Source organism: Flavobacterium sp. FlaQc-52, assembly GCF_044007495.1.
GTDB classification, from domain to species: Bacteria; Bacteroidota; Bacteroidia; order Flavobacteriales; family Flavobacteriaceae; genus Flavobacterium; species Flavobacterium cupriresistens.
Window position 1 is genome coordinate 221,498 of sequence record NZ_JBIPCV010000001.1, and the last position, 21,715, is coordinate 243,212.

Below are 21,715 nucleotides of genomic sequence, written 5' to 3' on the forward strand. Positions count from 1 at the left end.
TTGAAGTCATGGAAAATGAAGAAAAAAAGAACCCGCATAAAGGAGGCAGGCCTTCCAAAATAGATCCCGCCCTCCACCGTTATTCCATCAGTCTTAATGCGGAAGAAAATGCACGCTTTCTCACTCTTTTTGAAGCCTCAGGAATGCATGTAATGGCGCACTTTATTACATCGTGTGTTTTTCAAAAAGGGATCAAAACAGTTAAAATCGATAAAGCGACAATGGATTATTATATGCGTCTGACCTCCTTTTACAGCCAGTTTAGGGCTGTTGGGGTAAATTATAATCAGGTTGTCAAAATTTTATATCAAAAATTTTCTGAAAAGAAAGCTTCGTCATATCTGTACAAACTCGAAAAGCAGACAATAGAATTAGCCGTTTTATCTAAAAAGATAATACAGCTCACAGAGGAATTTGAAGAAAAGCATATGAAAAAAGAGTCTTGATATGACGGCGAAATTCCAAGAGTAGTTGATCTGCAATAGTATTGATTCACGTCAAATGTATGTAACATTATTTTGAATGTACCATATATAAAGAATTGATAGGATACATTATTGTATTTTTTTTAATTGCTGTTTAGTACAAATTACATCTTAGGTATATCTGCATAAAGTGTTTTAAGCCAAATGCAGTCACATTGTTCCATTAAAAGCAAAATAACTAAAACTGCAAAATTGTATTTTAAATTAGTTTTGGTTCCGTGAGATACACGGCGTCTTAATTAAATTTAATAATATTGATATGGAAAATTTAAAAGATGAACAGTTTGAAAATAATGATATTGTATCAAAAAATTATGAAGATTTAGAAAAGGAAAAAGAACAAAAATTAGTAAATCTGATGATTGAAATTATTGTTTCATTAACATTGAAAGAATTATATGAAGAGAGCGATTAGATATTTAAGATTTAGTCAATTGGGTCAGAGCAATGGCTCGATTGAAAGACAGGAATTGTACACTGACCAATACCTGCAGTATAATAATATACAGCTAGTTGATTCTTTCATTGACAGAGGGAAAAGTGCAAAAAGTTTTGACCGTCCAGATTTTATAAAACTGCAGGCATTTATAGCCAAACATTATAAATCGGTTGATTATCTTCTTGTAGACCAGCTGGACCGCTTTAGCAGAGATGCTGGCGAAGCGATGAACATGGTCAAGCAGTTCCAAAAAAAATATAGTATTCAGATTATAAGTGTGACCGAAGGGATAGTCTTTGATTATGATACGCCCGGAAGCTTTTTTAGGGCAGGTTTACAATTACTGCTTGCCGAAGAAGATAATATCAACAGGAGTATTAAAGTACGTGGCGGACTCTACACAGCCCGTGCTAAAGAAGGTCGTTTTCTTACCAGAGAAAAACCTTTCGGCTATATTAAAGTTGGGGAAGGAAAACAGCGACATCTCGAAGTAAATGAGATGGAAGCTAAAATTGTACGTTTAATTTATGATATGTTCCTTCGTAATGTGCCATTATATAAAATTAAGGAAATAGCTTACCAGTCAGGTTTTGATAGAAAAGGCAATATGGCTATTGACCGTGTTCTGGCAAATCCTGTTTATGCAGGACTCGTAAAGGTTGAGCCGTTCAAGGATCTGCCGGGTGGTCTTTTTCCAGCCATTCATGAGCCAATAGTAGATAAGATAACATGGACAATGGTGCAGTCCAAAATGAAAAAGGAAGATAAGGTAAAAGTAACCGTTGATGATGAGATACCATTAAGAGGGGTTGTAAAATGTCATTGCGGTACACCTCTTACAGGTGCTCCTTCCCGTGGCAAATCTGGAAAATACTTCTACTATTATAAATGCAAGCATTCCAAACATAACAATATAAGTGCTGTCAAAGCGCATGAGCAGTTTTTAAATGCCTGCGACTTAATGAGTGTTTCAGAGAAACAGATTAAGGATATAAGAGATGGCAGTTATGCTTCAATTGAGCAGGAAGTAAAAACAAACAAGAAAAAAGCATTAGACAAAAAGCATGAACTTGAAGAAATACAGCAGAGATTAAATGCTGTAGAAGAAAAATGGTTCAGAGACGAAATAAATAAAGATACTTACGAAAGATGGTATTCTACATATAGTGATCATATTTTGACTCTTACCGCATCGATAGAAAGACTCAATATAAATCAAGGTAAAGCTTTTGAGATTTTAGAAAGTAATCTGGATCTATTGGGAGACATAAGACATATCTACACCAAATCAGATACATTACAGAAACGTGCGTTTGTGCACATGGTGTTCGATGGTAACTTATACTATCAAGAGGGTATATATCGAACACCTACAATGATGGACATATTTTCTCATAATGCCAGTAAAATGGAGGAAAAAGGATATCTTTTATACAAAAAAAAGAGGGACAACATTTCTGTTATCCCTCAAAGTGGGCGATGAGGGGTTCGAACCCCCGACCCCCTCGGTGTAAACGAGGTGCTCTGAACCAGCTGAGCTAATCGCCCTATTTTACTAGGTTGCAATCGTATTGTGATTGCGAGTGCAAATATACAGCTAGATTTTGTATTTGCAAGCATATTTGCGAAAAAAGTGAAATAATTTTTCGATATTTTCTTTAGCGAACTCTTTTACAGTAAATTAATGTAATCCCATTTGCTCCATAATTATTCAGGTTCCGTTAAAAAAATCACAAAACGGCTAAGTTTAGCATATAGCTTTGGTTTCAGTCGCTATAATCATACCTTTGTATATCTTAATTGTATATTTAAAATGGCCAGATATAAAGAAAATGATTTGCCAAAATCAAAGATTACCGCTACTTCTCTCAATAAAGCAAAACTAATATTCAAATACGCCGGAAAACACCAATGGAAATTCTATGTTGGTTTATTCTTCCTGTTGCTTACAGGAGCTACTGCCCTAGCCTTTCCTAAGTTAATGGGAATGTTAGTAGACTGCGTTAAAAACAAAGATAATACAGAAACCAATAAAATTGCTTTAAGCTTAGTTGCTATACTATTTCTTCAGGCCTTCTTCTCTTTCTTTAGATTGTCTTTATTTATCAATTTTACTGAAAATACGCTGGCAACCCTGCGTTTGTCTTTATATACCAATTTGGTTAAGTTGCCAATGACGTTCTTCTCTCAAAAAAGAGTTGGAGAACTTAACAGTCGTATCAGCGCTGATATTACACAGATTCAAGACACGCTGACCAGTACGATAGCAGAATTTTTACGCCAGTTTATATTAATCATCGGAGGGGTAATTTTATTGGCTACAGAAAGTTTCAAACTTACTTTGTTAATGCTTTCTGTTGTGCCTTTGGTGGCTGTTGCAGCTGTAATCTTCGGAAGATTTATTAGAAAATACTCCAAACAAGTGCAAGATCAGGTGGCCGAAAGTCAGGTTATTGTAGAAGAAACCATGCAAGGGATTAGTATTGTGAAAGCATTTGCTAACGAATGGTATGAAATTGCAAGATACAAAGGCAAAATAGACGAAGTAGTAAAACTGGCAATTAAAGGCGGTAAATACCGTGGTTACTTTGCTTCTTTTATCATATTCTGTTTGTTTGGTGCGATTGTAGCAGTAGTTTGGTACGGTGTCCGATTGAGTATTGCAGGTGAAATGAGCGTAGGTCAATTGATTTCATTTGTGTTGTATTCTACTTTTGTAGGGGCGTCTTTTGGAGGAATAGCCGAATTATATGCACAAATACAGAAAGCAATTGGTGCTACCGAAAGGGTTTTTGAATTATTAGAAGAAACACCGGAGGAAATAAACGTTGAAGCAAACGGTGCGCATGAGAAAATTAAAGGAAATGTAGCGTTTAAAAATGTAGCATTTAGCTATCCTTCGCGTAAAGAAATTGAAGTTCTTAAGAATGTAAGCTTTACAGCAGAATTTGGTCAAAAAATAGCAATTGTAGGGCCAAGTGGTGCTGGAAAATCGACTATTTCGTCTCTTTTACTGCGCTTTTACGATATTTCGTCAGGAGAAATTACCGTTGATGGCAAGAATATTTATGACTATGATCTTGAAAATCTACGTGGCAACATGAGTATCGTTCCGCAAGATGTGATTTTGTTTGGAGGAACAATTAAAGAAAATATCGCTTACGGAAAACCCGATGCTACGGACGAGGAAATTATTCAGGCGGCGAAACAAGCAAACGCATTCAACTTTGTGAATGGTTTTCCGGAGAAATTCGAAACTTTGGTTGGAGAACGTGGTGTGAAATTGTCCGGTGGTCAACGTCAGCGTATTGCCATTGCAAGGGCTTTGCTTAAAAATCCAAGTATCTTGATTCTCGATGAAGCGACTTCTTCTTTGGACAGTGAAAGTGAAAAATTAGTTCAGGAAGCTTTAGAAATTCTAATGGAAGGAAGAACCAGTATTATTATCGCACACCGTCTGTCAACAATCAGAAGTGCTGATAAAATTTTGGTTTTAGACAACGGAAAAATTACAGAAGAAGGAACACATCAGGAACTGATAAATTTGGAGAATGGAATTTATAAAAACCTGAGTAACTTACAATTTACCCATAATTAGTGGTTAAAAAAAGTCTCTTTTTTTTTGTAAGAAAATATAAAATAATAACAAACAAATACTTAAATTTGAAGTCAATGGGTGTAAAAACTCATTGACTTTTCTTTTTTTTTCCTAAATCGTTTCCAGTTTATGTCGTAATCAAATCCTTTAAATATGAGTCAAAAAGAACTTAATTTGAAAATTTATTTTGGTGTCTTATTTTTATCTTTTTACTCAATTACATTTTCTCAAGAGCAAAAGGACTCCACTAAACTAATGAATGTGAGTTATGGAAGTAAAGGAATTCAATTAGAGACTAGAGATAATAAATTCTTGTTTCAATTACAAAGCAGATTACAGTTTCGTTTTGCAACTCCATACGATCAGGACCCGTTAACGTATGACGATTTCAATCAAGACAATCAGACCGCCTTTAAAATAAACAGAGCAAGGCTAAAGGTCGGAGGTCATGCTTTTGAGCCGTGGTTGAAGTATTATTGGGAATACGAGCTAAGTCAGTCCAATCTGTTGGATTTTAGAATCATGATTGAAAAATGGGACTGGATGAGTTTTAAAATAGGGCAATGGAAAACGGAGTTTACCCGCGAACGTTTTATTAGCAGTGGGGAGCAACAAATGGTTGAACGCTCTATACTGAACCGCCCTTTCACCACAGACAGACAGCAAGGAGTTGAAATTTATGGTCATCTAAAAGGAAAAGGCATAGCCGATTTTAATTATTGGGTAGCTGCTCTAACTGGAACCGGAAGAGGAAATACTAAAAACGACGACCAAAACCTAATGTACTTTGGAAGAGCGCAGTGGAATTTCTTAGGCAGAACACTTGATTTTGAAGGAGGAGACTTAGAATTTCATGAAAAACCGACCGCTATCATAGCCTTGGCCGGAGTAACAAACAGAAGTCCATATACTCGTTTTTCACAAGCCGGTGGTGGCTCTTTGGAGGGGTTTGAAGAAGAAAAACCGGGTCAATACAGGGTTAATCAATACAATATAGAATCCGCATTCATGTATCGTGGATTTTCCTGGCAAAGCGAATGGCATCACAAAAATATTATCGACAGGGTAAATAACAATGAATTAACCCGATTACGAGGGTATTATGCACAAGCCGGTTACTTTTTTCATACCATTTGGCCTTGGGTTCCTAAACATTTAGAAATGGCAGGCAGACATGCGGTTTATCGTCCTGATAAAAATTTTAAAGACAACCTGCAAAGAGAATCTACGGTAGCTTTTAATTACTTTTTTAAGGGTCATAAAAACAAGCTCACCGGAGAGGTCTCCTACTTTGATTTCCAGGATTCTAGCCTGCAATATACCGGTGGTTGGCGCTTTAGGGTGCAATGGGATATTTCACTTTAAATAAAGTAATTTCTGTAAAATTGGGAAAATTTTATGACTTGAAATAAGCTCAGATTTTATATGTTTGCCTTTAAATCCGGTAAACAAGCCTCTATTATGAAAAAAATCCGTTACAGAAGCAGTTTAATTTTTTTTGCTGTTTTACTCCTTTCACTCTCTAATTTAAACGCCCAAAAAAAACAATCCCCATTTGTAGTTAATTTATCCGAAGACGGATCACAATACATTAAATTCGGAATGAATCTTCAAGTTTGGGGACGCTATTCAGAGCTAAATCCCGGAAGCAAAATTGGAACTGACGAAGTGAACCAAACGTATGATATCGTAATTAGACGTTTGCGTTTGCAGGCGATGGGAATGTTAACCGAGAACATTTTCTTTCACCTTCAATTGGGGCAAAATAACATCAATTTTCAACAAAATTCAGGCCCTTCAAATGCACCGCTTTCTATTATGGATGCTTTGGGAGAATACCATTTTAATGATAAACTTCATATTGGTGGTGGTTTAACGGCCTGGGGAGCCGGAACAACAAGATATTCGGCAAATAGTAGTTCATCACACTTAACACTGGACACGCCAATGTATCAGCAGTTTATTAATACCTCCTCTACTTTTGGAAACAGAAACTTAAGTATTTATGCAAAAGGTGATTTGGGAAAATTCAATTACCGAGCTGCAATCACAAATCCATATAAAAACAGCGTAAATAATCTGGGTATCAACTCTACATTAAGTACAGAAACGCCGAGAGCACAATATTCAGGAATCCTAACCTATTCTTTTTTCGAGAAAGAATCTTTGGAAGATCCATACCACAAAGGAACTTATTTAGGAACTAAAAAGGTCTTTAATCTGGCACTGGGTTATATGACACAAGCAAAAGCAATGTGGCATCTAACAGCAGATGATAAAATCGCCCACGATGACATGAGTGTTTTAGGCTTTGATGTTTTTTACGACAGTCCAATCAATGATAAAGGAGCTGCTATTACCGCTTATGCTTCTTACAACAATAATAATTACGGTCGAAATTACATTCAGTCCGTTTCAACTCCCAACCCGGCTGTTGGAGATAATGGTTTAATCAACGGTTCCGGAGCCGGTTTTATTGGCGTAGGAACAGGAAATATTTATTACGGACAATTCGGGTACTTATTTGCTAAATCCTCTAATGCGGCTAAAAAAGGACGATTCCAACCCTATGTAGCGGCACAAGTTGCTGCTTTAGAAGCCTTAGACACTCCAATGACGATGTATGAAATCGGGGCAAATTATTACACAACAGGTACTTTTGGCCCGAAATTCAGTTTAAACTATCAAAACAGGGCGATCTACGATAATCCACTAATTGGAAAATACAAACAAAGCGATCGATTTGGAACTGTGGTGCTGCAATGTCAGGTTTCGTTTTAAGAAAAAAGAAGGAATCTTATAATCTTGGGATTTCTTCTTTTTTTTGAGTTGTATGACAACCTCTTTTAAATTTAGATTATACGCAAACTTGTCATTTCGACGAAGGAGAAATCACACACATAAATCGACAAAGAATGGTCGCTCACTATGCGGAATTCTTGGTGTGATTTCTCCTTCGTCGAAATGACACGGAATCAAGCGAAAGTGTAAGTTAGAAAAACATTTGTTCATTTCGAGGTACGAGAAATCACACACGTAAATCGACAAAGAATGGTCGCTCACTATGCGGAATTCCTGGTGTGATTTCTCGTACCTCGAAATGACACGGAATCAAGTAAAAGTGTAAGTTAGAAAATCTCGTGCTGAACTGACAATGGGATAAAAAAAAGAGGGAATCTCACAATCTTGAGATTCCCTCTTCATTTAACTGAATAGCATCAGAATTAATCTGTTTCTCTTTTTGAGTTCCAAAACGACCTCTTTTAAAGTGTAAACTGCGACTGCAAACTGAAAACTATTTCCCTTTCCTACGTCTGCGTTCTGCTTTAATCATAGATAATTCACGGCTTGTTTGTCCTGCTACAGAAGTGTTTTCTTCTGCACGACGAATCAAGTACGGCATAACATCTTTTACAGGGCCAAATGGCAAATATTTGGCAACATTATAACCGTTTTCGGCTAAATTGTAGCTAATATTATCACTCATTCCGTACAATTGACCAAACCAGATTCTGTTATCGTTTTTGGCAATTCCTTTGTCTTGCATCATTTCCATCAATTTATAAGAACTCAATTCATTGTGAGTTCCTGCAAAAATGGACATGGTATCTAAATGTTCTAACATATAATGAACTGCTTCATCATAGTTAACGTCTGTTGCTTCTTTAGAAACACAAATTGGAGAAACGTAATTCTTTTCTTCAGCTCTCTTATTTTCTTTTTCCATATAAGCGCCACGAACCAGTTTCATTCCAATAAAAAAGCCTTCTTTTTTGGCAATATCATGCAACTTTTTCAAGTAATCCAAACGATCCCAACGGTACATTTGTAAAGTATTGAAAACAATTGCTTTCTCTTTATTGTATTTACGCATCATATCGGTTACCAAGTCGTCTGCAGCATCCTGCATCCAGCTTTCTTCACCGTCAATTAATAAGGCAACATCTTTTTTGTGTGCTTCACTGCAAACTTTATCAAAACGGGCCACTACTCTATCCCATTCTGCTTGTTCTGCAGGAGACAAGGTTTGTTGCTCTCCTAATTTTTCATAAAGTTCAAAACGACCTAAACCCGTAGGTTTAAAAACCGCAAACGGAATTGCTAAACGTTCTTTAGCAAATTCAATCGTTTTTAAAGTCATTTCTAAAGCAGCATCAAACTGCTCTTCTTCTTCTTTTCCTTCAACTGAATAATCTAAAACAGATGAAACGCCTTTGGTAAACATTTTGTCTACTACAGTAATACAATCGTCTTCGTTGATACCACCACAAAAATGGTCAAAAACAGTTGCACGGATTAATCCTTCTACTGGCAAATGTGCTTTAATAGCAAAATTAGTAACAGCCGTTCCTATCCTCACCAAGGGTTCACTGTCGATCATTTTAAAAAGAAAATAAGCTCTGTCAAGTTCCGTATCGCTTTTTAACGAAAATGCAACCTGAGTGTTATCGAATATTTTTTCCATTTAGGTTATTTTTTGTGCAAATATAGACAGAGTTTCAATATTATTTACTTAAAAATGCCTTATTTTGCGCTTTCAATTAACTAAAGAATTATGCAATCCATTCAAGCCAATAATTATCTGGTACATTTTAATCAAAATGCATACGAAGCTCTAAATGTACATTTAAGAGAAAATAAATATTCAAACCTGTTTATTGTAGTCGATAATCATACAAATGAGCATTGTTTGTCTAAGTTTTTGCCTTTACTTGAAACGGATTTAACTATTGAAATAATTGAATTTGAGGCGGGTGAAATCAATAAAAATATTGATACCTGTATCGAAATCTGGAATGTTTTAACGGAACTTGGTGCAGATAGAAAATCACTAATAATTAATCTTGGTGGTGGTGTTGTAACCGATTTAGGCGGATTTGTAGCCTCTACTTTTAAACGTGGAGTTGACTTTATTAATATACCGACTACCTTATTGTCTATGGTGGATGCCTCTGTTGGAGGAAAAACCGGAGTTGATTTAGGGAATCTGAAAAACCAGATTGGTGTTATTAACGTACCTCAGATGGTATTAATTGACACGCAATATCTGGAAACTTTATCGCAAAGCGAAATGCGTTCCGGTTTGGCTGAGATGTTGAAACACGGTTTGATCTATGATGCTCCTTATTGGAGACAATTTTTAGATCTGAAATCTATTGATTATGCTGATTTTGATGAACTGATTTATCGTTCTGTTGAAATTAAGAACGAAATTGTAATTCAGGACCCAACAGAAAAGAATATTCGTAAAGCATTAAACTTTGGTCATACTTTAGGTCATGCTATTGAAAGCTACTTTTTAGAAAGTGAAACTAAAAAGACTTTATTGCATGGGGAAGCAATTGCAATAGGAATGATACTGGAAAGTTATATTTCATTGCAAAAAGAATTGATTACGGCCACAGAATATGCCGAAATCAAAACCGCTATTCAAAGTATATATGACGACGTGAAGTTTGATGATAAAGACATCGATCCGATCCTTGAATTGCTTATTCACGACAAAAAAAATGAGTACGGTACCATTCAATTTGCCTTGATTGAAGGGATAGGAAAAATAAAAATTAACCAATCCGTTGAAAATAAATTAATTCTAGACGCGTTTGAGGATTATAAATCTTAAACTTTTTTTAAGCAAAAGCTTTGCTTTAGGTGTATTTTATTTTTTACATTTGCCACGATGAAAACAAACAGAAAACAAAGACAATTTAGTTCTTATAGAAACCGGCTCAATAGTTCCTTGCTAAGGATGTTGAATCGTTTTTATAATAGCAAGAGTCCGTTTTGTTTTGATGTTTTTTTATGTTCAAAAGCAGAACACGAAAAACTGCCGATTATATTCGCCAATATTAGAGTTTGAATTTTAGATTTAGCACCGTTTACCTAAATTAAAAATACAATCTTAAATATTGAAAAATAAATGAATACAAAATATTCGGACTTAATAAATCAAACGTATTACTTCCCGCAAGAAGAATTTAAATTAAACAAAGACAACTTACAATTTCACAATATCGATTTGATGAAATTGGTGGAACAATACGGAACTCCATTAAAATTTACTTACCTGCCACAGATTTCGAACAATATCAATAAGGCAAAAGCCTGGTTCAGAAAATCTATGGAGAAAAACAAGTACGAAGCAAAGTATTACTATTGCTACTGTACAAAAAGCTCTCATTTTGAGTACATCATGAATGAAGCTTTTAAAAACAATATCCATATCGAAACATCATCTGCTTTTGATGTGAATATTGTGGAGAATTTGTTGGAAAATGGTAAGATAAACAAAAGTACGTATGTTATTTGTAACGGTTTTAAAAGAGACGAATACATCAGTAACATTGCGAGACTGATCAATAACGGACATAAAAACACTATTCCGATTATTGATAACTATGAAGAACTTGATTTGCTTCAGGCTGAAATAAAAGGAAAATTCAAAATTGGAATCCGTATTGCTGCCGAAGAAGAACCTAAATTTGAGTTTTATACTTCCAGATTAGGTATTGGATACAAAAATATCGTTGCTTTCTACAAGAAACAAATTCAGGAGAATGATAAATTAGAGCTGAAAATGCTTCACTTTTTCATTAACACCGGAATAAATGATACGGCTTATTACTGGAACGAATTGGTGAAATGTATCAAAGTATACATTGCACTAAAAAAAGAATGCCCTGGTCTTGATGGCTTGAATATTGGTGGTGGTTTCCCTATCAAAAATTCATTGGCCTTTGAATATGACTACCAATATATGATTGATGAAATTATCAATCAGATTAAAATTGCCTGTGACGAAGCAGAAGTAGATGTTCCGAACATTTTTACTGAATTTGGATCCTTTACTGTTGGAGAAAGCGGTGGCGCTATCTATCAGATTTTGTACCAAAAACAACAAAATGACAGGGAAAAATGGAACATGATTGACTCTTCATTCATTACCACTTTGCCAGACACATGGGCTATCAACAAACGTTTTATCATGCTGGCGGTAAACCGCTGGAACGATACTTACGAGCGGGTTCTGTTAGGAGGTTTAACTTGTGATAGCGATGATTATTACAACTCCGAGCAAAACATGAACGCCATTTATTTACCTAAATACAACAAAGAAAAACCATTGTATATTGGTTTCTTTAATACAGGTGCTTATCAGGAAACAATCGGAGGTTACGGAGGTTTACACCACTGCCTTATTCCACAGCCCAAACACATCCTTATAGATCGAGACGAAAACGGAATTTTGGCTACTGAAGTTTTTTCAGAACAACAAACTTCTGATGATGTATTGAAGATATTAGGCTACTCTAAAAAAATATAAAAAAAGCTGCAAATTGATGATTTAATATCTTTAAAATTATTAATTTGCAGTATCATCTAAAAGGTTAAACTTTTAATTCAAAATAAAAAAACAAAAAAAACAAGAAAATGAAAGGACCAATCAGTCAGTTTATTGAAAAACATTATTTGCACTTTAATTCTGCTTCTTTAGTTGATGCTGCAAAGGCATACGAACAACAATTGGCAAATGGAGCTAAGATGATGGTAAGTATGGCTGGCGCTATGAGTACAGCAGAAATTGGTAAAATTTTTGCCGAAATAATCAGACAAGATAAAGTACAGATTATTTCATGTACCGGAGCCAATCTGGAAGAAGATATCATGAACTTAGTAGCTCATTCCCATTATGAAAGAGTTCCTAATTACCGTGATTTAACACCGGAAGACGAATGGGCATTGCTGGAAAGAGGATTAAACCGTGTTACCGATACTTGCATTCCTGAACATGAAGCATTTCGTCGTTTACAAAAACACATTTACAAAATCTGGAAAGATGCTGATGACAAAGGAGAACGTTATTTTCCGCATGAATTCATGTATAAAATGTTATTATCCGGCGTATTAGAAGAATACTACGAAATAGATTTAAAAGATAGCTGGATGTATGCAGCTGCTGAGAAAAATTTACCTATCATTGTTCCGGGTTGGGAAGATAGCACAATGGGTAACATTTTTGCCTCATATGTAATTAAAGGTGAGTTAAAAGCCTCTACCATGAAATCAGGAATCGAATACATGACATTCCTTGCTGATTGGTATCCGAAAAATAGCACTAACGGAATTGGATTTTTCCAAATTGGTGGTGGTATTGCAGGAGATTTCCCTATTTGTGTGGTACCAATGTTGTACCAGGATATGGAAATGCATGATATCCCGTTTTGGAGTTATTTCTGCCAAATTTCAGATTCAACAACCAGTTATGGTTCGTACTCTGGAGCGGTTCCAAACGAGAAAATCACTTGGGGTAAATTAGATATCAAAACCCCTAAATTTATTATTGAGTCGGATGCTACAATCGTTGCTCCGTTAATTTTTGCATATTTATTAGATTTATAGGATAATTTTATGAAAAGAGTTATAGTAGACTACGCTAAACTTACCAACGAAATTTTAAACCTTTTGGTAGAGAAATTTCCTGATGGTTATGATGATTCGGATGTTATCCGTTTTAGAAATGCTAAAAACGAATTGATCGAAGCGGTTGAAGTTCGTACTGAAGACACTATTTATTTAGTGAAAATTAGTACCAAACTTGCAGACAGAATCGAAAACTACGACGAAGATGATGATATCGACGTTGATGTAGATACTATCGAGCCGGTAAAAGGTCTTGATCTTGATGATGATATTGATGAGGACGAGGATGAGGATACACAAGACAAACCAGACTCTGACGGTGGAGATGACGATGATGACGACGAAGATAAAGAAGATATCGCTGATGACGACGACGATGAAGACGATGAAGATTAATTTATCTCTTTCTTAATAAACTAAAGGAACTCTATTCGGGTTCCTTTTTTTATTATTTCCTTATAAAACTTATTATTATTTATAAGAAAAATAATATATTTACATAATTCTAAAGTACTAGCGCCAGATGAATTCACAGATACTACATGCCAAACTAAAAGAAAATTTTGGATTTGAAAAGTTCAGACCCAATCAGGAAACGATTATAAACACGATACTTTCCGGTCAGGATACACTGGCTATTATGCCAACCGGAGGAGGGAAATCAATCTGTTTTCAGTTACCGGCGCTAGTGCTTCCCGGAATTACGATTGTTGTTTCTCCACTGATTGCACTAATGAAAGATCAGGTAGACAGTCTGAAAACGAATGGTATTTCGGCCTGTTATATTAATAGTAGTCAATCTTCTGAAGAACAGCGATTTTACATCGATCACCTAAAGTCAAATACGATTAAACTGGTGTATATAGCCCCAGAAAGTTTGTCTTATTTGGATGCGGTTTTTAATGAGTTAACAATCAGCTTAATCGCTATAGATGAGGCACATTGTATTTCGTCATGGGGTCATGATTTTCGTCCGGCCTATACCAATTTAGGGTATTTGAAAAGCCGCTTCCCTTCTACTCCAATTCTGGCTCTAACCGCTACAGCAGATAAAGCAACGCGTACCGATATTACAAAACAGTTAAATTTAAGAAATCCAAAAACTTTTGTAGCTTCTTTTGACAGGAAAAATCTAAGTCTTGAAGTGCGTCCGGCTTTGGATCGTATCAAACAAATTACAGATTTTATAGAAAAGCGACCAAACGAATCGGGAATCGTATACTGTCTAAGTCGTAAAACCACAGAAGAACTAGCGGATAAACTTCGAAAAAAAGGAATTTTAGCAAAAGCATACCATGCCGGTTTAGAGAATAAGCTACGGGCAAAAACACAAGATGAATTCATAAACGATGATTGTCAGGTGGTTTGTGCTACAATTGCGTTCGGAATGGGGATTGATAAATCCAATGTGCGTTGGGTGGTGCATTACAATCTTCCCAAAAACATTGAAGGTTATTATCAGGAGATTGGACGTGCCGGTCGTGATGGATTACCGTCTGAAACTGTTTTATTTGAAAGTTATGCCGATGTAATTCAGCTCCAGAAGTTTGCATCAGAAGGTTTAAACGCCGATGTGCAATTGGCAAAACTGGAACGAATGAAGCAATATGCCGATGCTTTAAGCTGTAGGCGCAAAATTCTGCTCTCGTATTTTGGTGAGTTGGTAACAGAGAATTGTGGTAATTGTGATATCTGTAAAAATCCTCCCGTTTTCTTTGACGGAACAATTTTAGCACAGAAAGCATTGTCAGCGATTATCCGTTTGCAGGAATCCGAACCCTTGGCTGTAATTGTTGATTTTTTAAGAGGCTCGAAAAACGCGTATATCTACGAAAAAAATTATCAAACGCTAAAAACGTACGGAATTGGGGCCGATATTTCCTGGTACGATTGGAATCAATATTTAATACAACTAATCAATTTAGGATATTGCGAAATTGCCTTTCATCAACACAATAAAATTTTACTAACGCCCTTTGCAAAGAAAGTTTTGTTTGAAGGCGAAAAAGTAAAACTGACAACCGTTGTCAAAAAAGTGATCGACAAAAACGCTATAAAAGAAGAAAAAGCAACAGTTGCCAAAAATTCTCTTTTTGAAACGCTTCGAAAATTACGATACGAAATTGCTCAAGAAGAAGAAGTTCCGGCTTATGTAATTTTTAGTGATGCCGCCTTACGTCAAATGGAAACTGTACGTCCAATGAGTGATGAGGAATTTTTGACTATTGATGGTGTTGGAAAAGTCAAACTTGAAAAATATGGATCGGAGTTCATAGACGCGATTATTGATTTTTATAAAAAGAAAAAGACCAACACAAAAACCAAAAAAGAAAGCAATACCTATAAAGCAACTTTAGAATTATTCCAAAGCGGTAGCTCTGTTGAAGAAATCGCCTTCAAAAGAAAACTCGGGCTTTCGACAGTAGTCTCACATTTGGCCAAATTATATGTGGAGGGCTATGATATTGACTTAAGCAAGTTTGTTACTTCTAAAGAAATTGCGCTATTAGAAAGAGCGCAAATAAAATTAGAAAATCCTACAGCTCTAAAACCTTATTTTGATCATTTTGAAGGAAGTATTTCGTATGATAAAATCAGATTGGGTCTTGCGGTTATTGAGAGGTATAATAAAAAGTAGGGCGCGCGCTTCGACTTCGCTCAGCGTGACAGAAAGAAAATTAGTTTTTTTTTTTGTTTATAGATTATGGTTCGGTGTTATTGGGATAAAAATAAAATGATCACAACAAATAGAAAATTTAAAACTATTTGTCACCCTGAGCGAAGTCGAAGGCTATTTAAGTAATAAAGGCGCTTCGACTTCGCTCAGCCTGACAATGGGGAATTAGTTTTTTTATGTGCTAAGTCTTGGTGTTATTGGTTGAAAAATAAAATGATCACAACAAATAGAAAATTTAAAACGATTTGTCAGCCTGAGCGAAGTCGAAGGCTATTTAAGTAAAAAGGGGCTTCGACTTCGCTCAGCCTGACAGTGGGGTTTGCTGTTGATAGGTTAGCAATAAAATTACCGTATAGCGCACAACTTTATCTACAACTAAATTTTCAAAAATTTCACCAAAAAAAAATCCCAAACCCCAACCTACAAAGATTGGAATTTGGAATTTATAAAATTTGGAATTTAAATTCCCCCAGGAATTTAGTTTCTGATTAATTTTTTGTATTTCAAACGTTTTGGAGTTAAATCACCACCTAAACGTTTCTTTTTGTTTTCTTCGTATTCAGAGAAACCACCTTCGAAATAGTACACTTCAGATTCTCCTTCAAAGGCAAGAATGTGAGTACAAATTCTGTCCAGGAACCATCTGTCGTGCGAAATTACTACAGCACAACCAGCGAAGTTTTCAAGACCTTCCTCAAGTGCACGAAGTGTATTTACATCCAAATCATTTGTAGGCTCATCTAATAAAAGTACGTTTCCTTCTTCTTTTAGTGTCATTGCCAAGTGCAAACGGTTACGCTCACCACCCGAAAGCATGGCGACTTTTTTGTTCTGATCGCTTCCTCCAAAGTTAAAACGGCTTAAGTAAGCACGAGAGTTTACCTGACGTCCGCCCATCATAATTAATTCCTGACCATCGCAGAAATTTTCCCAGATTGTTTTGTTTGGGTCAATGTTAGAGTGTGATTGATCTACGTAAGCGATTTTTACGGTTTCTCCAACAGAAAATTCTCCGCTGTCGGTTTCCTGCTCTCCCATAATCATTCTGAAAATAGTAGATTTACCGGCACCGTTTGGTCCGATAATTCCAACAATTCCGGCTTGTGGTAAAGTGAAATTCAAATTATCGTACAATAATTTATCTCCAAATGCTTTCGCAACATTTTTAGCTTCAATCACATTTGTTCCTAAACGAGGTCCGTTTGGAATATAGATTTCCAGATTTTCATCCAGTTGTTTTTGATCTTCGTTTAATAATTTGTCGTAATTCTGTAAACGTGCTTTTTGTTTTGTCTGACGTCCTTTTGCTCCTTGACGAACCCAGTCCAACTCACGCTCTAAGTTTTTACGACGTTTAGAAGCTACTTTTTCTTCTAATGCCATTCTGCTTGATTTTTGATCCAACCAAGAAGAATAATTTCCTTTCCATGGAATACCTTCTCCTCTGTCTAATTCAAGAATCCAACCCGCTACATTATCCAGGAAGTATCTATCGTGCGTTACCGCGATAACAGTTCCGGCATATTGCGCTAAGTGTTGCTCTAACCAAAGTACACTTTCTGCATCTAAGTGGTTGGTAGGCTCATCCAATAACAATACATCAGGTTGTTGTAACAACAAACGACATAAAGCTACACGACGACGCTCTCCTCCAGAAAGGTTTTTGATTGGCGTATCTCCGTCCGGAGTACGTAAAGCATCCATTGCGATTTCTAATTTGGTATCAATTTCCCAAGCTCCAAGCGCATCAATTTTATCTTGTAAAGCTGCTTGACGGTCCATTAATTTGTCCATTTTATCCGCATCTTCGTAATTTTCAGGAAGACCAAATAAATCATTGATGTTGTTGTATTCTTCTAAAACTGCCATAGTTTCGGCAACTCCTTCACGAACAATATCAATAACAGTTTTCGTTTCGTCTAATTGCGGTTCTTGCTCTAAATAACCAACAGTATAACCCGGAGCAAAAACTACATCACCCTGATAATTTTTATCAACTCCGGCAATAATCTTCAAAAGAGAAGATTTTCCGGAACCATTTAAACCTAAAATACCAATTTTAGCTCCGTAAAAAAAGCTTAAATAAATATTCTTTAGTACTTGTTTGTCACTGCTTGAGTAGGTTTTACTCAATTTTGACATGGAGAAAATTACTTTCTTATCGTCTGACATTATGATCTATTTTTTAAATTTCTATATTTTTATTTTAAACTCTACCTTTTAAAGCATTAAAAACCCATGCATTAGCAAAGAAACCAACGCCTACAGCTCCAAATCCCCAACCCGAAACATCACTATATCTAAAAGCTCCAAGACCTATTAATAACAATCCCATAAGTATCATTATAAAAGTAGCCCATCCTAAAACAGTATTTTTATTCATTCCCATAATTGTGAATTATTTTTTAATCTAGATTATTTTTATTTTTTTGGAAATGCAAATATCGTGAATTTTCATGGCTTAATTAAATATTTTGTAAAGCATTTCTTTTAGCAAATCTGATTGAGGCAATGCATTCGCTCCAACCCCTTTACTTTTTACATCAATATCACGTAATGCGCCTATAATTTGACTTACTTTTCGCATCGGGTAATTCTTTATCGCCAGGTCGTATTCCTTTAAAAAATATGGGTTTACTCCGATGGCTGTAGCTACATTTTTCGGATTCTTGTCTTTAAGTCCGTGGTATTTCAGTAGTTGTATAAAAAATCCAAATACCAGTCCGGTTGTCATTACCAGCGGGTATTCTTTTGGATTGTGAGCAAAGTTTTCTGCAATCTTGTAGGCTTTAATCTGATTGCGCTCTCCGATTGCCTTTCTTAATTCAAAAACATTGTAGTCTTTACTGAAACCGATATTTTCTTCAATATGTTGTGGCGTAATTACAGTTCCTTGCGGTAAAATAATCTGTAATTTTTCAAGTTCATTATTGATTTTACTTAAATCGGTACCTAAAAATTCGACCAGCATGGCATTTGCTTTGGGATCAATTGTATATTTTTTTCCCGCTAATACCCGTTTGATCCAGTCACCAACCTGATTTTCGTATAATTTTTTACTTTCAAAGACAACTCCTTTTTGAGCTAATAGTTTGGTTACTTTTTTACGCTTATCAAGTGTTTTGTATTTGTAGCAAAAGACTAAAACCGTCGTTTCCATCGGATTAGCGACATAAGATTCTATTTTGTCAATATTTCTGGATAAGTCCTGCGCTTCTTTCACTATAACAACCTGACGATCAGCCATCATCGGATAGCGCTTAGCCGTTGAAACAATATCCTCGACAGAAACATCTCTTCCGTATAAAACAGTCTGGTTGAATCCTTTCTCCTCTTCTGCAAGTAGATTTTTCTCCATGTATTCTGCTAACTTATCAATATAATAAGGCTCTTCACCCATTAAAAAATAAATTGGCTTAATATTTCCGGCTTTTATATCATTTACAATTTTTACAACTTCATCCATTCATTTTGATGTTTCAAGTTGCAGGTTTCAAGTTTACGCTCCAATAACTTGAAACTTTAAACTTGAAACCTGCAACAATTTTATATTTTTGCTTTATGCTAAAATTAAATTTCCCTACTTATACTTTCCGATTCAAAAATAGCGAAAATAAAGTGTCAATTTTTGATGAAATCAGGAAAAAATTCATCATTCTTACCCCGGAAGAATGGGTGCGTCAGCATGTCGTCCATTTTTTAATGAAGGAGAAAAAATACCCCAAATCACTTATAAATGTAGAAAAAGTTCTGACAGTGAATGGATTACGTAAACGTTACGATGTTGTGGTCTTTAATTCTGACGGTTCTATACATATATTGGTAGAGTGCAAAGCGCCTGAAGTAAAAATATCGCAGGCAACTTTTGACCAGATTGCTCGTTATAATATGACAATGCAGGCACGGTTTTTGAATGTTACGAACGGTCTGAATCATTATTATTGTCAAATGGACTTTGAAAACGAGAAATATGCGTTTTTACCATCGCTTCCAGGCTATAAATAAATTTTAATAAATTATAAAAAAATACTTTTGGATAAAATAGCAGTCGTAATTTTAAATTGGAATGGAGTAAAATTGTTAGAGCAGTTTTTACCTTCCGTCATCCAATTTTCGGCAGAAGCCACTATTTATGTTGCAGATAATGCTTCAACAGACAATTCTATAAATTTCGTCAAAGAAAACTTCCCAACCATAAAGATTGTCAAAAATGATGGCAATCATGGTTTTGCGAAAGGATACAACGATGCTTTACAACATATTGATGCCGAACTATACGCTTTAGTCAATTCAGATATCGAGGTAACAGAAAATTGGTTGAAACCTATTATAGAAACGTTTGACAGTGAAAAGCAAACGGCTATTATTCAACCTAAAATTCTGGACTTCAAAAATAAAGGATATTTCGAATACGCCGGTGCAGCGGGTGGTTTTTTAGATAAATATGGTTATCCCTACTGTCGTGGACGTATTTTCGAAACGATTGAAAAAGACAATGGTCAATACGATGATAATTGCGAATTATTCTGGGCTTCCGGGGCTTGTTTTTTTATTAGAAGCACTGTTTATCATGAATTAGAGGGTTTTGATGCTGCTTTTTTTGCGCATCAGGAGGAAATCGATTTGTGCTGGCGTGCTTTAAATGAAGGGTATATTATTAAATACAATTCACAATCGATAGTGTATCATGTGGGAGGCGCGACATTACAACAAGGGAATCCAAGAAAGACGTATCTGAATTTCAGGAATTCGTTGCTAATGATGGTAAAAAACCTTCCGAAAAAAGGGTTACTCTCTACTCTTTTCATCCGAATGGTTTTGGACGGAATTGCGGGAGTACGTTTTCTTTTTCAAGGAAAATTTCAGCACACTATTGCGATTTTGAAAGCACATTTCTCATTTTATGGCCTGTTTTTTGCGTATAAAAGAAAAAGAAAAGATTTTCAGATCCAACAATACTATAGTGTCAAAAGTATCGTTTACTTGTATTACGTGGAAAAATTGACATTATTTAAAGAAATCTTTAACAGAATTCAATATATTAAAAACTAAATTTGTAATCAACGTCTAATTAAATTAAAATTATGAGAAAAATAGTAATTGCACTATCCGTATTAATGGCTTTAACATCGTGTGTTTCGAAGAAACAATATGCGGCATTAGAAGCTAAAAACAAAGAGACTCAAGACTTATTAAATTCTTGTACTGTAAAACTTAATTCATGTTTGGAAGAGAAAGCAGGCTTAGCAGCTACTGCTGAAAGTTATAAATCGCACAATCAGGACTTAATAAACAGTTCTAAAGATTTGACTGTATTAACTACAAAAGGAGCTGAAAATCTGGAGAAATCTTTAGAAAGTTTAAAAGAGAAAGATTTAAAAATATCAAGACTTCAAGATGCTTTAACTAAAAAAGACAGTGTGACGTTGGCTTTAGTAACAAGCTTAAAAGGAGCAGTTGGAATCAACGATCCGGACATCGAAATCAACGTTGAAAAAGGAGTTGTATTTATTTCTATTGCAGATAAATTATTATTTAAAAGTGGTAGTTATGACGTAAGTGATAAAGCAAAAACAGTTTTAGCTAAAGTAGCTAAAGTTGTAAATGACAAACCGGACTTTGAATGTATGGTTGAAGGTCATACAGATGACGTTCCTTACAAAAGCAACGGAATTATCTTAGACAACTGGGATTTAAGTGTGAAACGTTCTACTGCTATTGTACGTGTATTAACAAACGATCTTGGTGTAAATCCAGCGAAATTAATTGCTGCAGGTAGAAGTTCATATGTGCCTTTAGTTGCAAATGATACTCCTGAAAATAAAGCTCGTAACAGAAGAACTCGTATTGTGGTTATGCCAAAAATCGATCAATTCTACGATATGATTGAAAAAGAAATGAAAAAACAATCGAAATAATTCTTTATTTCCATATCATTTTTAAACAGAAAAAGCAGGTCGAACGACCTGCTTTTATGTATTCTTAACTTTGTTTAATAACCAATTAAATATAAATCAAGAATAGCATTATTTTTAATTAACTAACTAAATTTTAACTGATATTAAAGTTAGTTATTATTTTTAAATTACGATACG

Annotated in this window: 18 protein-coding genes and 1 tRNA gene; 14 read left to right on the forward strand and 5 right to left on the reverse strand. The window is 35.3% G+C overall.

Annotated features, from left to right (window positions below):
* The first annotated feature begins 8 nt into the window (after positions 1-8).
* The 3 genes from mobA to ACHRV5_RS01015 all read left to right on the forward strand — a co-directional run bounded on the left by mobA (position 9) and on the right by ACHRV5_RS01015 (position 2,407).
* Positions 9-446, forward strand: a complete 438-nt coding sequence (gene mobA, locus ACHRV5_RS01005) for a conjugal transfer protein MobA (RefSeq protein WP_395425426.1) — start codon at positions 9-11, stop codon at positions 444-446.
* Between the two features lie 298 nt (positions 447-744).
* Positions 745-900 (forward strand): hypothetical protein, encoded by a 156-nt coding sequence (locus tag ACHRV5_RS01010; protein ID WP_395425427.1) that lies wholly within the window; start codon positions 745-747, stop codon positions 898-900.
* Positions 884-2,407, forward strand: coding sequence for a recombinase family protein (locus ACHRV5_RS01015; protein WP_395425428.1), 1,524 nt, complete (start codon positions 884-886; stop codon positions 2,405-2,407). The genes ACHRV5_RS01010 and ACHRV5_RS01015 overlap by 17 nt, the downstream gene beginning before the upstream one ends.
* On the opposite strand, the gene ACHRV5_RS01020 is transcribed toward ACHRV5_RS01015, so the two are convergent.
* A tRNA-Val gene (locus ACHRV5_RS01020) sits at positions 2,398-2,472 on the reverse strand. The genes ACHRV5_RS01015 and ACHRV5_RS01020 overlap by 10 nt on opposite strands.
* Before the next feature lie 265 nt (positions 2,473-2,737).
* Here ACHRV5_RS01020 and ACHRV5_RS01025 point away from each other — a divergent pair.
* The 3 genes from ACHRV5_RS01025 to ACHRV5_RS01035 all read left to right on the forward strand — a co-directional run bounded on the left by ACHRV5_RS01025 (position 2,738) and on the right by ACHRV5_RS01035 (position 7,303).
* Complete coding sequence (locus tag ACHRV5_RS01025) at positions 2,738-4,522, forward strand: ABC transporter ATP-binding protein (protein ID WP_395425429.1); 1,785 nt, start codon at positions 2,738-2,740, stop codon at positions 4,520-4,522.
* A gap of 153 nt (positions 4,523-4,675) precedes the next feature.
* Positions 4,676-5,887: an OprO/OprP family phosphate-selective porin gene (locus tag ACHRV5_RS01030; protein WP_395425430.1), complete on the forward strand. Its 1,212-nt coding sequence runs from the start codon at positions 4,676-4,678 to the stop codon at positions 5,885-5,887.
* Positions 5,888-5,983: 96 nt separating this feature from the next.
* Positions 5,984-7,303 carry a hypothetical protein gene (locus ACHRV5_RS01035; RefSeq protein ID WP_395425431.1) on the forward strand — a complete coding sequence of 440 codons (1,320 nt, stop codon included), beginning with the start codon at positions 5,984-5,986 and terminating at the stop codon, positions 7,301-7,303.
* Between the two features lie 514 nt (positions 7,304-7,817).
* Here the strand turns inward: ACHRV5_RS01035 and ACHRV5_RS01040 are convergent.
* Positions 7,818-8,987: a proline dehydrogenase family protein gene (locus ACHRV5_RS01040; protein ID WP_395425432.1), complete on the reverse strand. Its 1,170-nt coding sequence runs from the start codon at positions 8,985-8,987 to the stop codon at positions 7,818-7,820.
* A 90-nt stretch (positions 8,988-9,077) separates the two neighbouring features.
* On the opposite strand from ACHRV5_RS01040, the gene aroB reads away from it, so the two are divergent.
* The 5 genes from aroB to recQ all read left to right on the forward strand — a co-directional run bounded on the left by aroB (position 9,078) and on the right by recQ (position 15,581).
* Positions 9,078-10,145 carry a 3-dehydroquinate synthase gene (gene aroB, locus ACHRV5_RS01045; protein WP_395425433.1) on the forward strand — a complete coding sequence of 356 codons (1,068 nt, stop codon included), beginning with the start codon at positions 9,078-9,080 and terminating at the stop codon, positions 10,143-10,145.
* Between the two features lie 297 nt (positions 10,146-10,442).
* The gene (locus ACHRV5_RS01050) at positions 10,443-11,846 is read left to right on the forward strand and encodes an arginine decarboxylase (RefSeq protein WP_395425434.1); all 1,404 of its coding nucleotides are present in this window, start codon (positions 10,443-10,445) and stop codon (positions 11,844-11,846) included.
* A gap of 107 nt (positions 11,847-11,953) precedes the next feature.
* Complete coding sequence (locus ACHRV5_RS01055) at positions 11,954-12,922, forward strand: deoxyhypusine synthase family protein (protein ID WP_035681188.1); 969 nt, start codon at positions 11,954-11,956, stop codon at positions 12,920-12,922.
* A 9-nt stretch (positions 12,923-12,931) separates the two neighbouring features.
* Positions 12,932-13,339 carry a hypothetical protein gene (locus ACHRV5_RS01060; RefSeq protein ID WP_047775214.1) on the forward strand — a complete coding sequence of 136 codons (408 nt, stop codon included), beginning with the start codon at positions 12,932-12,934 and terminating at the stop codon, positions 13,337-13,339.
* A gap of 127 nt (positions 13,340-13,466) precedes the next feature.
* Positions 13,467-15,581, forward strand: coding sequence for a DNA helicase RecQ (recQ, locus tag ACHRV5_RS01065; protein WP_395425435.1), 2,115 nt, complete (start codon positions 13,467-13,469; stop codon positions 15,579-15,581).
* A gap of 516 nt (positions 15,582-16,097) precedes the next feature.
* Here recQ and ettA read toward each other — a convergent pair.
* From ettA to holA, 3 genes are all read right to left on the reverse strand, one after another.
* A complete protein-coding gene (gene ettA / locus ACHRV5_RS01070; protein ID WP_047775217.1) occupies positions 16,098-17,792 on the reverse strand; it encodes an energy-dependent translational throttle protein EttA in 1,695 nt (564 codons plus the stop codon).
* 34 nt (positions 17,793-17,826) lie between these two features.
* The gene (locus tag ACHRV5_RS01075; protein ID WP_047775219.1) at positions 17,827-18,009 is read right to left on the reverse strand and encodes a CAL67264 family membrane protein; all 183 of its coding nucleotides are present in this window, start codon (positions 18,007-18,009) and stop codon (positions 17,827-17,829) included.
* 72 nt (positions 18,010-18,081) lie between these two features.
* Positions 18,082-19,086, reverse strand: coding sequence for a DNA polymerase III subunit delta (gene holA / locus ACHRV5_RS01080; protein ID WP_047775220.1), 1,005 nt, complete (start codon positions 19,084-19,086; stop codon positions 18,082-18,084).
* A 95-nt stretch (positions 19,087-19,181) separates the two neighbouring features.
* On the opposite strand from holA, the gene ACHRV5_RS01085 reads away from it, so the two are divergent.
* From ACHRV5_RS01085 to ACHRV5_RS01095, 3 genes are read left to right on the forward strand one after another with little or no spacing between them, the layout of a single operon-like run.
* Complete coding sequence (locus ACHRV5_RS01085) at positions 19,182-19,625, forward strand: type I restriction enzyme HsdR N-terminal domain-containing protein (RefSeq protein WP_395425436.1); 444 nt, start codon at positions 19,182-19,184, stop codon at positions 19,623-19,625.
* 27 nt (positions 19,626-19,652) lie between these two features.
* Positions 19,653-20,672, forward strand: a complete 1,020-nt coding sequence (locus ACHRV5_RS01090; RefSeq protein ID WP_395425437.1) for a glycosyltransferase family 2 protein — start codon at positions 19,653-19,655, stop codon at positions 20,670-20,672.
* 32 nt (positions 20,673-20,704) lie between these two features.
* The gene (locus ACHRV5_RS01095) at positions 20,705-21,538 is read left to right on the forward strand and encodes an OmpA family protein (RefSeq protein ID WP_047775225.1); all 834 of its coding nucleotides are present in this window, start codon (positions 20,705-20,707) and stop codon (positions 21,536-21,538) included.
* Positions 21,539-21,715: the final 177 nt, after the last annotated feature.